Origin of the sequence: Pseudomonas sp. R4-39-08 (assembly GCF_003852275.1) — a bacterium.
Classification (GTDB): Bacteria; Pseudomonadota; Gammaproteobacteria; order Pseudomonadales; family Pseudomonadaceae; genus Aquipseudomonas.
The window spans coordinates 5,722,391-5,738,752 of record NZ_CP027733.1; the positions used below are offsets into that span (position 1 = coordinate 5,722,391).

At 65.0% G+C, this 16,362-nt stretch carries 11 protein-coding genes; all 11 read right to left on the reverse strand.

Going from position 1 to position 16,362, the window contains the following annotated elements:
* Positions 1 to 76 precede the first annotated feature (76 nt).
* Genes C4J88_RS26650 through tagH form a run of 11 tightly spaced genes read right to left on the reverse strand, consistent with a single transcriptional unit; the run spans position 77 to position 16,055 of the window.
* Positions 77 to 1,789, reverse strand: a complete 1,713-nt coding sequence (locus C4J88_RS26650; RefSeq protein ID WP_124408507.1) for an SUMF1/EgtB/PvdO family nonheme iron enzyme — start codon at positions 1,787 to 1,789, stop codon at positions 77 to 79.
* Positions 1,782 to 2,966: an ABC transporter permease gene (locus tag C4J88_RS26655; RefSeq protein WP_124408508.1), complete on the reverse strand. Its 1,185-nt coding sequence runs from the start codon at positions 2,964 to 2,966 to the stop codon at positions 1,782 to 1,784. The genes C4J88_RS26650 and C4J88_RS26655 overlap by 8 nt, the downstream gene beginning before the upstream one ends.
* A complete protein-coding gene (locus tag C4J88_RS26660) occupies positions 2,966 to 3,670 on the reverse strand; it encodes an ABC transporter ATP-binding protein (protein ID WP_124408509.1) in 705 nt (234 codons plus the stop codon). Before C4J88_RS26660 ends, C4J88_RS26655 begins: the two co-directional genes overlap by 1 nt.
* Positions 3,670 to 6,648: a serine/threonine-protein kinase gene (locus tag C4J88_RS26665; RefSeq protein ID WP_124408510.1), complete on the reverse strand. Its 2,979-nt coding sequence runs from the start codon at positions 6,646 to 6,648 to the stop codon at positions 3,670 to 3,672. The genes C4J88_RS26660 and C4J88_RS26665 overlap by 1 nt, the downstream gene beginning before the upstream one ends.
* Positions 6,645 to 7,364, reverse strand: a complete 720-nt coding sequence (locus C4J88_RS26670; protein ID WP_124364994.1) for a PP2C family serine/threonine-protein phosphatase — start codon at positions 7,362 to 7,364, stop codon at positions 6,645 to 6,647. Before C4J88_RS26670 ends, C4J88_RS26665 begins: the two co-directional genes overlap by 4 nt.
* A complete protein-coding gene (gene tagF, locus C4J88_RS26675; RefSeq protein ID WP_124408511.1) occupies positions 7,365 to 8,018 on the reverse strand; it encodes a type VI secretion system-associated protein TagF in 654 nt (217 codons plus the stop codon).
* Positions 8,015 to 11,515 carry a type VI secretion system membrane subunit TssM gene (gene tssM, locus C4J88_RS26680; protein ID WP_124408512.1) on the reverse strand — a complete coding sequence of 1,167 codons (3,501 nt, stop codon included), beginning with the start codon at positions 11,513 to 11,515 and terminating at the stop codon, positions 8,015 to 8,017. The genes tagF and tssM overlap by 4 nt, the downstream gene beginning before the upstream one ends.
* A complete protein-coding gene (locus tag C4J88_RS26685; RefSeq protein ID WP_124408513.1) occupies positions 11,512 to 12,801 on the reverse strand; it encodes a DotU family type VI secretion system protein in 1,290 nt (429 codons plus the stop codon). Before C4J88_RS26685 ends, tssM begins: the two co-directional genes overlap by 4 nt.
* A 6-nt stretch (positions 12,802 to 12,807) precedes the next feature.
* Positions 12,808 to 14,142, reverse strand: a complete 1,335-nt coding sequence (tssK, locus tag C4J88_RS26690) for a type VI secretion system baseplate subunit TssK (RefSeq protein ID WP_124368840.1) — start codon at positions 14,140 to 14,142, stop codon at positions 12,808 to 12,810.
* 18 nt (positions 14,143 to 14,160) lie between these two features.
* Entirely contained in the window at positions 14,161 to 14,670 is a 510-nt protein-coding gene (tssJ, locus tag C4J88_RS26695) for a type VI secretion system lipoprotein TssJ (protein WP_124408514.1), read from the reverse strand.
* 56 nt (positions 14,671 to 14,726) lie between these two features.
* A complete protein-coding gene (gene tagH / locus C4J88_RS26700) occupies positions 14,727 to 16,055 on the reverse strand; it encodes a type VI secretion system-associated FHA domain protein TagH (RefSeq protein ID WP_124408515.1) in 1,329 nt (442 codons plus the stop codon).
* Between the last annotated feature and the right edge of the window lie 307 nt (positions 16,056 to 16,362).

The window sequence follows — 16,362 nt, forward strand, 5'->3', positions numbered from 1 at the left end:
TCTCTATTAAGTTTGACTTGCCCAGCACGGCCCACCGCCGCCTGAGTCCCTTCCAAGCTCGCTAGACAGCCAACGATCAAGACCGCTGACCGCTCGCTGCGAGCAATTCCTTCAGGATCGTCGCCGGGTCGGCCCGCTGTTGCTTGCGGTAGTTGCCGACATGGCGAACGAACAGTATCGCGCGCGTCACCAGGCTCTTGCCGAGCACCGGCTTGCGGTCCAACTCTTCCTTGATTCGTTGAAACTGGGCCTGGATCACCGCATCGGTATAGCGCGTGCCGGTAGCCAGGTTGTCGATGTAGATCGCCACGGCGCCGTCCAGCGCGCTGCGCCCGTTGGCGATGGCCATGTCGAACAGCTGCGCGCTGGCCTGGTCTTTGTTATCCACGGCCTGCTGGCGACTCTTCTGCAGGTTGGCCAGGCGGATGTTGTAGTTGCTGATGGTCTCGGCCACCAACGCGGCGGACTGAATCAGGTTGCCTGCCGCTTCCTCGCGCTGCTGGGCGATCAGCGAAACGTTGCGCTTGAGCTCTTCGTTGACCAGCCCCAGTTCGGCTTGCAGCTTGGGGTCGACGCTGGCGGCGATGATGCTGTCCAGGCGCTTGGTCGGGTCCTGGGCGTCGTCGATGGCGTCGGTCAGCGACGCCAGGCGGCCCTCTTTCTGCCACTGCGCAAACAGCTCCTTGTAGCGCGAGCGCGGCGCCGACAGCGCGCCAATCGCCACGCGAAACCCGGTGGTCTCGTTGCTTTGCTCGGTGCCATCGGCGGCAAACAGCGGGTACTCACGGCGCATGCCGGTGAACAAGGTGCCTTCGCCCTCCAAGTAATTGCCGCCCTTGACCACGAAGCCGCCATAGGTGCCCTGGCGGCGCCCGGCGTGCACCAGTTGGAAGGATTCCTGGACCATTTCGGCGGCGTTGCCGATCACATCGAACATCCCGATCGGGTTGGGCAGCTTGGTGCCGATAGGCATCAGCCGTGCCGCCTGGCCGGTGCCGCCGGCGACCTGGTTGAACACCGCGTAATCGCTCAGTGGCCCGTCGTTCTCACTGCCCTCGACGCGGCGCGGAAACAGGCGGCCTTCCAAGTCCTGGCGACTCACTGCCTGGCCACCGCGCGCGGCGAATTCCCATTCCACTTCGGTGGGCAAGCGCACAAAGCCCAGGCCGCCGTCTTCAGTCGAGGCACCGCGCCCACTCACCGGCAGCAACTCGCGGTGGTATTTCATCAGCCAGGCGCTGTACACCGCCGAGAAGCGCTCGGCTTCAAAGCGCGACAGTTTCACTTTGGGCAAGCGCCCGGCCATACCCTCAGGCGCATCACAGGCCGGCGCCGGCTCGCCGCTGGCCAGCGACTGCGCCTGGGACATCACCTGGGCGTACTGGCGGGCGGTCACTTCGTACTTGCCGATGAAGTACAGCATGGGCTTGAGCGGGGTCTTGGCGTCGGTCTTCGGCATCAGCGGCGCGATGACGGTGTTCCAGTCCTTGGGCAGATCCTTGAGGGTGAACTGGCCATTGATGAAGTCGCGCCGGTAACCGGAGATAAACGATTGCTGGTAGCCCGCCTCGCCTTCGGCAAAGGGATAGCCGAGGCTCACCTCACGGTCGTCCAGGGTGCCCTGGGCCAGCACATAGGCGTAGCGGAACACCATATTGCCTTCGCATGGCAGCGGCAGGCTCACGTCGTCCGGCAACGGCTTGGGGTTGTCGAGCTTGTCGCTTGCCTCATCGGCCCAGGCCAGCGAGGCCAGGCTCAGCGCCACACAGGCGCCCAGTAACTTAAACATCTCTGATTCCTTCAGAAGCCTGGATACGCGCCACTCGCCAACCCCCACATGCCGCCGCCACGGCGCTGACGCCGAGCACAGCCGCCAGGGCCAGGCCGTAGTGACGCGCCAACAGATGGCTGGCGTATTCGCCCGGCACCTGCACGAATAATCGATTCAAACCCGCCTCGGCCAGGCTATACAGCCCGGCACTGAGTACGACGGCAAAACTTGCGCTGTACAGCGCCTGCATCACGACGAACAGCAACAGCGCAGCGGTGGAAAAGCCCAGCAGGCGCAACACCGACAACTCCCGGCGCTTGCGCGCCACCGCCGCCAACGCCCCGGCGAAGGTCGCCGCAAACGCACCGGCCAACGCCAACCCGCAGATGATCCAGAATACGAGCGACAGGTTGCGACTCAACGACTGCACCTGGGCGATGGTTTGCGCCTGGGTCGACACCAGCACGTTCTGCCCGGCGAAATACAGCCGCAGCCGTTCCACATCGCTGAGCGTGCGCGCATACAAACGAAACGCCGGGTACACCCGCTGCTCGCCCACACCCGCCGCCTCACCTTCCCATTGCAACGCCGGCACAGCGCGGCCATCGCGATAATCTTCCACCGCCTCCAGCAACGCCAGGTCAGCAAACAACCCGTCACGGGCGAAGGCTTCCAACGGCAATACCGCCAGCACCTGCACCCGCGTGCGCTGCGCCTCGACGCGCCCTGCCAGTTGCCGCGCAAAGCGGGGCTCCAGCCAGTCGCCAGGCCGCGCCGCGAGCTTTTCGGCGGCGGTATGGCTGAGCACGATCTGGTCCAGGCCCTTCGGCATCGGCAAGCCAGCCAACAACGGGTCGCCCGCAGCGGTCGGCAGCATCTCCACTACCACGGTGCCCACCTGCGCGGTCGCCGCAATCTGCCGCGTACGCGGGATGGCAAACGCCACATCACTACGCTGGGCAAGCTGCTCGACGAGGGCGCTGCTGAATCGACCGCCGCCCAACGGAATAATTTCACGGGTGGCGGGGTCGGTCTCCAAGCGTTGGGTCAAACTGCTAACCAGTCCAAACTTCAGGCCAAATAACACCAACAATGGCGCGATGACCGCCACCAGCGCCAGCACCGAACAGGCCGACAGCCACGCATCGTTGCGGTAGTCCTGCCAGGCGAGCGACGAGACCAGGCCGATGCGCATCAGCACGCCTCCCCAAGCGTCGCCGTGACGCCACCGTCCGCATCGCGACGGCAACCGATGCGGCGCACTTGCAAGCCACTGGCGCGGGCCAAGGGTTCATCATGGGTGGCGATCACGCAGGCGGCGCGGTGTTCACGGGCCTGGGCCAGCAGCGCCTGCATCACGCGCTCGGCATTGAGCGGGTCGAGGGATGCGGTCGGCTCATCGGCCAGCACCAATTGCGGCGCATGGGCCAAGGCGCGGGCACAGCTCACGCGCTGGCGCTGGCCCACCGACAACGCGGCCGGACGCTTGTCCAACTGGTCACTGATTTCCAGCTGCTCGACCAGGCGCGCCACGCTGCCGTCGTCCTTTAACCCCAGCAACTGGCGGGACAAGGCGATATTGCCGCGCACATCGAGAAACCCCAGCAGCCCGCCGGTCTGCAGTACATAGCCCAAATGCCGGCTGCGCAACTGGGCCAAGGCGGTTTGGCTGTCTGCGCGCCAAAGCCCGCCGATGTCGAACTGGTTGAACTCAAACTGGCCGATCCGATCCGGCGCCAACACCAGCGCCAACATATCCAGCAAGGTGCTCTTGCCGCAGCCGCTGGGCCCGACAATCGCCAATTGTTCACCCGCGCGCAGCTGCAGCGCCGGAATCACCAGGCTATAGCGCTGGCTGCCGACGCCCCGGCTCTTGTGCACCGCGTTCAGGCTCAGCATCACGGCAACGTCGACAACGGCACGCGGTACAACGCGTCGCCCGGTTCGGCATCGCCGAAACGCACCCAATTGGCCAGGTCATTGTGGAAGGTCTCGTAGAGGCGGATTTTCGAATCCAGCTCGTCGATGAAGTCTTCCTGCTCGGCCACGCTCAACGACAACCACAGGTCCTGGGTCATGTTCAGCGACTTGCTGCGATACGGCAGGCCTTCCAGGTATTCGCCCAGCAGGCCGCCGTCGGCCAGGTTGCCGCCCTTGCGCAGGGCTTGCGGGTCGCGGCTCATATAGGCCGAGGCGCTGGCGATTTCCTGGAAGAAGTCCTTGGGTGAGCTTTGGGTTTTGCGCGCCGCATCGACGATCAGTTTCAGCGACTGCTGCAGGTCGTTCAATTGCAGCTTGGTCAGCATCACGCACACCTGGAACGCCGGCAGCGCCGGGTTGGTCAGGTCGCGGTCGGCAGTCCAGGCGCTGACCAGCTGGGGCGCCTGGCTCGCGGTTTTGCGACCAAGGAAATCCATGTGCATCGCATAACCGACCGCGGCGGATTTATCCGCCAGGCTCGGCGTGGCACTGAGCAGCGGCACCGGCTGCGGCGTGTTGCTGCGCACCTGATGCACGAGGTTGGCGAACACCGTGCCAATCTCGTCGACGCGCTCACCGAGCTTGTGCACGTCACCACCGGGCACCGGCGTGTACAGGTCGCCGATTCGTGGGTTGGCGTCGGCGGTCAGGATGCGGTACTGGCTTTCGGCGCCGGCATGGGTTTTCTTGCCGGCGTCGGTGCGCAGATGCAGCGCGTAGATCTTGATCTGCTTGCCCAGCGCCGCCTGGCGCACTTCGGCTTCGTTCATCTGGGTGGCGGCGAACGGGTCGTTCTTGCGCAACGCACCGGCATCGGAGACCAGCAGGATGATGCGCCCGCCGTAGCCGGACCAATCCATGCCGTCCACAGCCTGCATCACCCCGGCAAACGCGTCTTCGTTGAACGAATGGCTGGACACCGTCGAGGCCTTGACCTGCCGCGCCATGTCGAGAAAGCGTTGCGGATCGCGGCCCTGGTCGAGGGTGATCAGGGTCTTGGCCACGTATTCCAGGCCGGGGGTTTTCTTGATGCTGTTGCGAAAGCCCACCAGGCCGAAGCTGACACTGTCCAGCTCGCCGCGCTCGGCAATACGGGTTTGCAGCTCGTGTACTACGTCGCGCACTTGATCGATATACGGCTGCATCGACACGGTGGTATCGACCACCAGCACCACCGCCGTGCGGAAGGCGTCGGCATTGGCTCTGGTCACGGGCGTCGCCGGCTTGGCGATCGCGCTGCTGCCAGGATCGATGGAGGCGACATTGAGCAGCTGCACCGGCTGGCCGTTTTCGTCGAAGCTCTCTTTAGCATCGAAGATCGGCAACAAGTAGAACTGGTTCTGCGGTACCGCGCTGGCAGTGGGTTCCAGGGCCAGCACTTGTTGATTGTCTTCGCGGTTGTTCTGCGCCTTGGCCAACACCGTTTTCGCCGCAGCCGGATCGGCCAGCAGTTTCTCCACCTCAGCGGACTGGCGCAGGAACATCACCGGGGCCCGGCCTGAGCGCTCGGTGAACTTGAGCACCAGGCTTTGCTTCCAGTCACTGACCTGCGAGGCCGGCAGCCAACCCTCACTGCGACCGTCGGTAGCGGCGCCGACACGCACCCAAGGGCTGCCGTCGACCTCTTTGCGCTGGTACACATAGAGCACGGAAAACGCCGGCAGCGCCTTGCCCGGCGCGCTGCCGGCGTCCGCTGAAAGCTTGGCGCCGGGCTTGCTGAGCACGCGCTGGAACAGGGTTTTCTTGCCCGCCATCAGCAACGGTCGTTGACCACCGTCCACTTCAGCGACGGCTGCGGGCGGCGTCACCTTGGGAACTACGGCAGCCGGTGGTTGGGCAGGCTCATCGCCACTGCTCAACCACCAATAGCTGGCACCACCAATGGCCAGTGCCACCGCAACCGCCACGACGGCCAATGCCAACACCGGCCCACGGCGCTGTTCGGACGGGGCATTGTGCTGCGTTGGCGTCACGACCGGTTGGCGCACTATCGGCTGCGGCTGTGGTTTGTCGGTGGGTATGTCGACGGTGACAGGCGTCATGCCCGCCAGGTCAAAACTCAGTGGAATCGGCAGCGGCCGCACCAAGGTGGCCTCCGGCGACTCCGCCGGCAGGTTGTCCAGGGCCCGCAGTAATGCATCGGCATCCGCGAAACGCTCCGCCGGGTCCTTGGCCAACAACTTGCGCAGCACCTCCTGGTAACGGCCGTGATGCACCGGCAATTCCGGCAACGGCTCAGTCAGGTGTGCGAGGGCCGTGGAAAGCGCATCGGTTCCACGGTAAGGCAGCTCGCCGACCAGAATCTCATAGAGCACCACGCCCAGCGCATACAGGTCGGCGCGACCGTCGATCTCCTGGCCGCGTGCCTGTTCCGGGCTCATGTAGCTGGGCGTGCCCACGGCAAAGCCGGCCTGGGTGAATTGGGTGCGGTCGTCCAGGGACTTGGCGATGCCGAAGTCCGACAACACCGCCGTGCCATCGGCGCGAAACAGAATGTTCGCCGGCTTCACGTCGCGGTGCACCAGGCCCTGGGCATGGGCATAACCCAGCGCCGAGGCGATCTGGCGGATCAGCGTCACGCCCTGCTCCGGGGTCAGCCCGGCGGCGATGCGCTCCTTGAGCGTGCCGTTGGGCAGGTATTCCATGGCCATGTAGTACAGCTCATCGACATTGCCGATGTCATGGATGGTCACCGTGTGCGGGTGCGACAAGCGCGCCAGGGTCTTGCCTTCGCGCAGGAAGCGCTCGCAGAAGCTCGGGTCAGCCGCCAGCGCCGCCGCCATCACCTTCAATGCTACCTTGCGCTCCAGCGAGCGCTGGGTCGCCAGGTACACGTTGGCCATGGCGCCTTCGCCGATCTCGCCCTCGATGTCATAGCCGGGGATGACGATGTTCATGGCGACACCTTCACGACGATGGTGGTGATGTTGTCCGGTGCGCCGCGATTGAGCCCCAGGTGCACCAGGCTGCGCACGATTTCATCCGGCGCGTCGTGGCCGAGGACCTCACGGATTTCGTGGTCCTCGACGGTCTTGGTCAGGCCGTCGCTGCACAGCAGGAAACTGTCGCCGGGGGCGATCAGCAGATCGACTGCCGCCACGTCCAGTTGCGCTTCCACACCCACCGCGCGGGTCACGATATTGGCGCGCGGGTGTACGCGGGCATCGGCTTCGCTGAGCAGGCCGCTGTCTTGCAGGTCCTGCACGTAGCTGTGGTCGCGGGAGATGCTTTCCAACTCGCCGTCGCGCAGGCGATACAGGCGGCTGTCGCCGGCCCACAGGCACACCCCGCGCAAGCCGCGCGCCGCCAGCACCACGACGGTGCTGCCCATCATGGTCACGCCCCGATTGGCGGTTTCTTCACGGACCGCCGCATTGATGCGGATCAGGTCGTTGCGCAAGGCGGCCGCGTATTCCTCAAGGGAGCGCCCAACCGGCACATTGCGCAGGCTGTCGACAATCAGGCTGCTGACATAATCCCCCGCCGCGTGCCCGCCCATGCCATCGGCCACCACCCACAGGCGGTTTTGCGGCAGGTCCAGGCATGCGTCTTCATTGACCTGGCGCACCATGCCTACATGGCTTTTGCTCGCCGATTGATACGTCGCCCCCATCTACACCACACCTTCTTGTCCGAGCAAAAACTGCGCAAAATCGCTGGCGGCAGGCAAGCCCTGACACCGTAATAAACCGGGTGAAATACGCTGCGAACCCCGGCCCCACCAGAGGCTGGCCCCTTCGCAGGCCTGTTCGGCGAGCGCCGCCATGCGCCCGTGGGGCACGCTGGCGTCCACCCGTTGCAGGCCGGCGAAACGGCTGTCGAGCGCACGCGGTTCGGTCGCCGGCACGCCCAGGCGGTCGAGGCCATCGTTGAACCCTTCGAACGTCGCGCCCGCGTCCAGAGTGCTGAGCAGCAGCTCTTCGGTTTGTTCGAACCAGGCATCCGGCCCGCCCACCAGGGCGGCGGGGTTGGTGTCGTGATCGAGCACCGCCACCACCGCCAGCGGAAAATAACGCCCGACCCGATCGATACTCGGCATCACCACACCCGCCGCCGCGTCCGGCCCGCACACGCCTGGCGCGAGTACGAAGCGCCACAGCGGGCTGACCAGATAAGCGTTGAGCCAATCAGCGCCCAGGCTGTTCTGGCTGGCGAGCAAACCCGCCGCCAGCCAGCTGTCCCAAGGGCCGATAAAACTCTGGGGCAAGGCGCGGCTGACGAAATCACCGCGGCTGGCCAACTTGCCGTAGAAACCCAGCGTGGTCATAGCCGCTCCGGCAGGCTGAAGCCGCTGAGCACACGGCTCTTGAACGGGTTGAAGGCACTGTTGGCGCGCAGCTCGTAGGCGATGCTCGCGCCGTCGACCCGCAGGCGCAGGTTGAAGCGGTCCGGCGAGTTGCCGGCGGTCAGGTCCGATTGTTCCAGCAGGCGGAACCAGGCCCAGGGGCCGTCGAGGGTCACGCCGGAGCGTCCGCTGGCCGCTGACGGCATGATCGAGATACGCACCACGCCACTGCTGCCGGGGTTCGGCCATTGCATCGCCACCGGCCGGCTCGGGCCGTGGTCGTAGCTCAGTTGCTGGCCGTCGAGATCAAGCAGGAACTGGGTGATGGTCGGGTCCATCGACACCGGCTTGAGTTCGAAGCGCACGATGGGCTGGGTGCCCCCCGATCTGAAGAACGCGTCACGGATCGTCGCCGCGCGCTGGAAGGTTTGCAGCACGCCCGGCGCGATGCCGAGCTTCTGCGCCGCGCCCGGCTGCCAGCGCCAGGTCTGGGCCGAGGTGTCGACGTAGGGCTGCAGGTACTTGCGGAAGTAGTTATCCATCACCCCGCCGACGCCGAAGAACTGGCCGAAGTCATCCAGGGTCGCGTCCCGCGCACTGCCTGGCGACATCGGGTAGCGCCCGGCCAGGGACTGGCGATACACGTTGACCACTTCGCTGACCCAGGCCGCGTTCAGCTGGTTGCGCACGCCGCCCATCATGCTGTTGGTGGTGGAATTGACCACCGACTTGACCATGCCCTGCACCAGCGCAGGCTGGCGCTCGGCGTTCAGGCTGACCCGCGTGGCCGCCGCTGCCGCCTGGTTCTTCGCCTCGCCCAGCAAGGCATCGCCGCTGGCACCGACCATGGCGCTGACCTGCACATACAGCGCATTCATGTCCGACAGCAGGCCGTCGATCGCCGCCGGCTCGCCCTCGTTTTTGCTGACGATGCTGTTGAGTTCGGCAAAGTGCGCGGTGACCGGGTCATCCGCAGCCGCAGGCGCGTTGGCGCTCGCTTGCTCCTGGCCGAGCAGGCTGCCCAGGCGCTCCTTGAGCTTGTCGACACCGCCCTCCACCGGCACGCCCTTGGCGGCCAATTGGCGCTCTTCGGCTTGCAGGTCGGTCTCCCTGGCCACCGCGACCAGCAGCTTTTTCAGCGGCGAGGTCGGCCCCGAGATCACGCGCAGCACATCGGCCGCCTGGGCCACGCTGGTGATCGGCACAAAGTCGATGTCCGCCAGCAACGCATCCCATTGGCGCTGGTAATCCTGGAAGTACAAGCGGCGCACATCGGCGGCCAGGCTCACCACGTTCTGTTGATCGGCCTGTGCCTGGCCGAGCACCCATTGTTCTTCAGCCAGGGTACCGGTCTGGTTCAGGCTGCTCAGCAGAAACCCCTGGCGATAGCCCTTGGCGGTGAAAAACCCGCTCAGCGGTTCGCCCAATGGCTTGCCGCTCTTGCGGCTGAACACCAGCGCGGCATCGCGGCCGGCCGCTTCGTTGAGGCGAAAGTCCGGGATGCCGTCGGGCAGTTTCTGGCGCTTGACCCGGTCGTAGACACGCTGGGCCACCGGCAGTTGTTGCAGTTGACGGCGCAGGTCATCGATCAGGCGTGGATCAAGGCGCGCATTCGGTGGGTGGCGGTCAAACAGTGCCTGCAAATGCCCGGTCAACGCCTGGCGCTGATCGGCCGGCAGGTCGCGTGGCAGGTTGCGGTCCCAGTCGAGGGCGATCCAGGCCTTGATGAAGTCCGGGTCGTAGTGCTCGCTGTCGGCCAGCATCAGGTAGGCCTTGAGGCCTTCGTAGAGAAAGTCCGAGTTGCCGCCGCCATGCAATTGTTCTTCGATGCGCGTGACCAGGCGCGGCGCGAACACCGCAATCAACAACTTGCGATAGACGCTCGCCGACTCGGCTTCGAGCATGTCGCCCTGGTACAGCCCCAGCCCTTCGGACCAGCTCGGCGAATCGCCTGCCAGGTTCTTCACCGCGTTGAGCAGCGGCAGTACGGCCAGGACTTCACGCTGCGCCGGGCTCAGGTTCTGCACGGCTTGGCCCAGGGGCGCGACCTTCTGATCGACCTGGGCGATATACGCCTGGTTGGCGCGATAACTCACCCACCACAGGCCGCTGACCACCACCACGGTGGCCACGGTGGCGGCCAGCACACCCCGGGCGATCCACTTGCGGCGGCGCTCGACTTTCGGGTTCACCCCCACCAGGCCACGCTCGGCGAAGGCCACGGCAGTGAACAGCTTTTCGATGAAGTAACTGCGCCCGGTGCCGCTCTGGCGCGCCAGGTGCTGACGGTCCAGGTTCATGCTCTGGGCCATGGCACCGATCAGGCGGTCAATCGGGCTGCCTTCCTGGGTGCCGCTGGTGAAGTACACGCCGCGCAACAGCACACGCTCTTCGAAGGCGTTGGGTTTGAACACGCCTTCGAGGAAGCTTTGCAGGCAGTCTTTCAGCGCACCGAACTGTTGCGGGAAGCCATAGATCAGGTCGCGGCGCGCCGGGTCGCGCTCTTGTTGCAGGCGTTCCACCAGCCGCTCGTTGAGGCGTTGCTCCAGGCCGGCGAATTCGCTCTGCAGATGGGCCAGCGGGCTGTCGCTGTGTTTGCCGTCGTCCAGGGCAAAGGTCATGCCCCACACCTGGGCGCGGTCTTCCTTGCTCAGGTTGTCGAAGAACTCCATGAAGCCCGGCACCAGGTCGAGCTTGGTCAGCATCAGGTAGATCGGGAAACGCACCCCCAGCTGGGTGTACAGCTCCTGGATACGCAAGCGAATCGCGGCCGCGTGGGCGGCGCGTTCGGCGTCGGTGCCGAGCAGCAGATCCGAGAGGCTGATGGCAATGAACGCACCGTCGATGGGGCGGCGTGAACGCTGCTTTTTCAACAAGTCGAGAAAGCCCAGCCAGGCGGCCTTATCCACCGTGGAGTTGCTGTCCTGGGTGGTGTAGCGCCCGGCGGTGTCGAGCAAAACGGCCTGGTCGGTAAACCACCAGTCGCAGTTGCGCGTGCCGCCGACGCCGCGCACCGCACCGGCGCCCAACTGCGCAGCCAACGGGAAGTGCAGCCCGGAATTGACCAGCGCGGTGGTCTTGCCCGAACCGGGTGGGCCGATGATCACGTACCACGGCAGCTCATAGAGATTGCGGCGTTCGTCGCCACCCAGCTTGGCCTTCTTGAGCAGCGCCAAGGCCTCGTCCATGCGCTGGCGCAGGGTGCTGAGCTCTTCGGCGGTGGCGACGCTGTTGGGGTCGGCCGGGGTTTCTGCGGCCAGGCTGCGCATCACTTCGGCGGCCTGACGGCGCGCCTGGATGATGCGCAGCACGCGATAGGCGATCCACAGCGCAAACACCAGGATGATCAGCGCCCAGCGGCGCCCTTCCGGCACCAGCACATCGAGCAACGGCCCGACGAACCAGATGATCAAGCCCAGGGCGATCAAGCCCAGCACGGGGATCACCCAGCGAATCATGAAACTGAACAACGCCTTCACTCGACGCCCTCCGCCAATACGGTGATTTCAACCCGACGATTGCGGGCACGGCCTTCGGCCGTACTGTTGGTCGCCAACGGCTCGGTGTCGCTGCGGCCTTCGGCGCTGAAGCGCTCGGCCTGGCCGGTCTTGGCCGCAAGGATTTCCAGTACCGACTTGGCCCGCGCTTCGGACAGCGCCCAGTTCGACGGGAAGCGCAGCGTGGCAATCGGGCGATTGTCGCTGTGGCCGGTCACCCGCACCTGGCCCTTGACCTTGCGGATCGCGTCGGCGATGCGCAGCATCAGCGGCTGGTAGTCATCGACGATGCTGGAGCTGGCGGACGCAAACAGTTCATCGCCACGAATTGTCACCACCGAGCGATCAACCTTGTCTTCCACGGCCACGCGGCCGGCCTTGATGTCTTCGGCCAGGAACCCGGCCAGGCGCGGCCGTTCGATCACTTTTGGCTGCGCCACCGGACGGTCGATGGCCTGCACCGGGATCTCGCCCAGGGCATGGATATTCTTGAACACCGGTTCAGCCTGCGACGCCAGCAGCATGCGCAGGCCAAACAGCAACGCCAGCAGCAGCGCCAGGCCGATCGCCACGGCAATCCACGGCGGCATGAATTGCGCCAGGCGATCGCGGGCCACGGTCACGCCGCGCCAGTGCGGCGACAGCTCACGCTCGTGCTCGCCACGCGCAGTGCGAATCGCGGCGGCGGTGCGCTCGCGCAAGGCTTCCAACTGGCTGCGCCCGTCGGTCATCACGCGGTAGCGGCCTTCGAACCCCAGGCACATGCACAGGTACAACAGCTCCAGCAGGTACAGGCGTTCCCGTGGGCTTTGCAGGCAGTGGTCGAGTAACTGGAAGACCTTTTCGCCGCCCCAGGCTTCGTTGTGTACGGTGATCAGCAAGCTCTGTTTGCCCCAATCGCTGGTACTGCCCCAGGGCGTGCTCAACACGGCTTCATCCAGGGCGGTGCACAGCGCGTAACGGGCCAGCAGCACTTCGTTGCGCGCCACACCGGCGGCTTCAGCGCGCTCTTCGAATTGGCGCAGATAAGCCAGCAACTGCGCGCGCAGGCTGGCCGGCGCCGGGTGCGCGATGGTGTTGCGCAACCGCGTCAGCAAGGCCAGCAGCGGGCCGGCGGCGCTTTCCAGCGGGTTCAGGCCCTGGCTTTTACCGGTGAGCATCGGCGCGGCCGGCATCGACAAGGGCGCCGGCTCCGCACGCGCAGGTTCCGGCGCACGGCCGCCTGGGCGCGGCATGAACTGAGTGCGGTCATCATCATTGGGATGCATCGCGGTTTATCCTCGGATCGCCCAGAAGGCCAGGTTCAAGCCCGGGAACTGCCCGGCGATGTGGAAGGCGAAACCGCCGGAATTGCTCAACTGCTGCCAGTGCTCGCTGCCCCGGTCCAGCTCGTAATAGGTGCTGCCCGCGTGATACGGCAACTGGCGTGGCGCCACCGGCAACGGCAGCAGGCCAATGCCCGGCAACTGCAGGTTGACCAGGTCGCGGATGTGCTCCACCGAGCCGACCTTGCTCTGCTGGCCGAAGCGCGCACGCAGGGTTTCGCCGGGCACGTCGGCACGCACCACGAGGATGAAGCTGGCGTTGTCGAGCAGGGTCTTGTCGGCCAGCATCGCCACGTGGATGCCGTAGGCCTTCTCCACAATCGGGATCGGCGTGGCCTTGCTGTCGATCAGCATCGACAGCGCTTCGCGCAGGGCCGCCATCACCGGGGCGAAGCTCAGGGCCAGGTCGTCGTGCTGGTAGTGCGGGTATTCCTGGGGGCGCCGGCCGGAGGTGGAAAACGTCGAAAACTCACCGGCAAGGCTGACCAGCTCGCTGAAGAGGCGTTCCGGGTGCAGCGGGCTCAACTGGCTGAAGTGCTGGATCAGCGGCTGGGCGCGGTTGACCAGTTGCAGCAGCATGAAGTCGGCGATTTCCGAAGCGCCACCGGCACCCGAGGCCACCACACGTCCGGCCAGGGCTTCGCCACGTTGGTGCAACAGGCCGAGCAACTCACTGCGAAATGCGCTCAGCGGTTTGCTCGCGGCCACGTCCAGCACCGGCGGGATGTAACTGTCATCGAGCACCAGTGCGCGGTCGGCGCGCTTTTCCTTGATGCGCACCAGGCCAATGGCGGCGTAGTCGCTGATGCCGTCCTGGGCGGTCAGCAAACGCAACGCCCGCGAGCCCACGGCCACCGGCGCGCGGTTTTCGAAGGGCGCGTTGTCGTCGCGCACTTCACGCACCTGGCTCACGTAGCGCGCAGCTTCGAGGGCCTCGCCGGCATCCACCGTGTCACGCGCTCCGGCGCGTTTGAGCGGCAGGGCCAGGTACACCAGGCCGTCGCGCAGGTTATCGTCGATATTCAGCGGGCTCGGCGCCAGGTCGTCCTGGGGAATATTGAATGGCGTGCCGTCGGGCAACAGGCCACGCGCCGACACAATGGCCAGCTTGCCCTGGGCGAGCAGGCCCTGGTCGATCAGCAACTCGGAAAACCCCCAGGCGCCAGCGGACAGGGGACGACTGCGGGCGTCGATCAGGTTTTCCAGGTAACGGTCATGCTGCTGGAAGTGCTGCGTTCCGATGAACATGCCTTCCGACCAGACCACGCGATTGTTCCAGGACATGGGGGCTCCGATTGCTTGTTATGGGGCTGGGCTGGCGGGGGTAGCCACGACGTCTGCGCGCACGGCACGCACATCGAGGCTGATCTGATATTCGGTGTATTGGCGTGGCGGCACGTTGATAACGGTGCGCCATTGCGCGCGGTCCAGCTCGCGATAGCCCACCAGCAAGCCGATCTGGCGCGTGGCCGGGTCGAGATCGCGCTGGATGCTCAGCTGTTGGCCAGGCTGGATCACCACTTCGTCCTGGTCGAGCAGGTCCAGGCCAAGGGTGGATTGCGCACGATCAGCCAGGGCGAAGTAATCGGAGCGGGCGAAGGTGGCGGCGTTTTTCAGCTCGAAAATACGCACCCGTACCGGGGCAGCCTGGCCATTGGCGCCGGGGTTGAGCCCGGCAATCGCGTGAAAATGCAATTCGACGGCAGCCGTGTCCGCTTCAGCCTCGGCAGCGGCTTCGGGTTTGGCCGCGTCCTTGGCACACGCCGCCAGCAGCAGCGCGGTGGCGGCTACGAGTAAAAACCTGGGAATCATCCTGCGTCCTCAATGACGTGTTTAGCTATCCGTTTTATCCATCAGTGCGACGCGGTTCAGCGTCGCTGTCGTGCGCTGTGCTCTTCGTAGGCCCGGCTGAATTCGCGGCCGAACAGGTCCTGGAAATCTTCCTGGGCCTCGCGGGAAATAGTGTTGTAAAGCTCGGTGAATTGCTGCCAGTACTGGGCCTGGCGCGGGCCATTGAAAATACTCGAGAGGCCAGCGGGCTTGCCCATGCGCTCTTCCAACTGCGCCGGTTCAAAGCGCAGCAGCAGGTGCTTGAGCGCGGCTTCCACGCCGGCCATCACCGCCAATTGGTGGGTGCGCAGGTCGTCGAAACTGTCACGTACCGCGACATCAGGCGCCATAAACGCCTGGTTGCCGTGACGAAGCAGCAGCAGTAACGCTTCGTCGGCATTCGGGGCGAATTTCAACGGGTTGTTTTCGGCGGGGCGGATCATGGTTTGCTGCATGCGGAACTCGCCCTTGAGGCTGGCGCGGGCACGCAACACGTCGATCAGGCCTTCGACCATCAGCCGGTAGCTGCGGCCGATGCTTTCCATCTGGGCGCAGGCAGCGGCCTGGTCCAGGCGCAGCTGATCGAGGCCGGCACCGCGCAGGAAGGCTTGCAGCAGGTCGGGCTGTGACTGGGCGTCGCCGACGGGGCGCGCAACAGGCTCAACCACGGGCGGCGGTGGGGGAATCGGCGCGCGAGCTGGCGCAGCATTGATGAGCGGCGCGGGCGCGTCGCCAAACGGGTCCCAGTCTTCGGGAATCACCGAACCTTGCACCACAGGTGTGTCGACAACCGGCACGGCGACCGGCGCCGGCGCACGGAAGTCGTGTTGTTCGGACGGCACATGGTCCGCCACAGTGGGCGGTGGCACGGCGGCGGGGCTGAGGAAGTCGAACAGGTCCGGCAGGGTTTCCATCGATGAGGCGCCATGGAACTGCGGCGCGATCATTGGCGTCGGCGCGGGCGGGCTCGCCACCGCGCCCATCAGCGCTTCAAAGCTGTTCGGCGACTCACCGGCAAACGGCTGGCTGTCGACGGCCTGCACGTTGAAATCAATACGCGCCTGGATTTCGTAATCGCCGATCCGGATCAGCTCGCCATCCTGCAGCGGCTCGCTGTTACCCCGGCGCAAACGGATACCGGCGTTAACCAACTCCACGCCGTTGGTACTGTTATCGGTCAGGTAATAACGGCCATCTTTGTATTGAATAACGCAATGTTGGGAGGAGACGAGGCGCTCGGGGTCGGGCAATACCCAGTCGTTTTCCGAACTGCGGCCGATCGCCATCGAGCCCTGGTTCATGGACTTTTCGGAGCACTGCCCAGGGGTAATCTTGTGATAACTAGTGATAGTCAAACACAGCGACATCTTGCCTCCTTGCTGATACATCGCGCGCGGTCGATCCAAGGGCTACGCTTGCCTGGATACTCCGCCAGGTCGTGGGGACGACCGTCTCAATCTGCAATTGCCAGCATGATCGCTGATCTTATCTGGCTTGCATGACAAAAATCCTCTGCGGGCGCACCGTTCGACCCACCAGTCGCGCAGGTTGTTAAACACCGCACATCTGTCACAGAGGGCGAATAGCTTACCTTGACAAGGCATAAGTACTACACCAAAAATGCACAACTTCTTGAACATCAATGATGGCACGATAGTGGCTTTCTGATGGTAT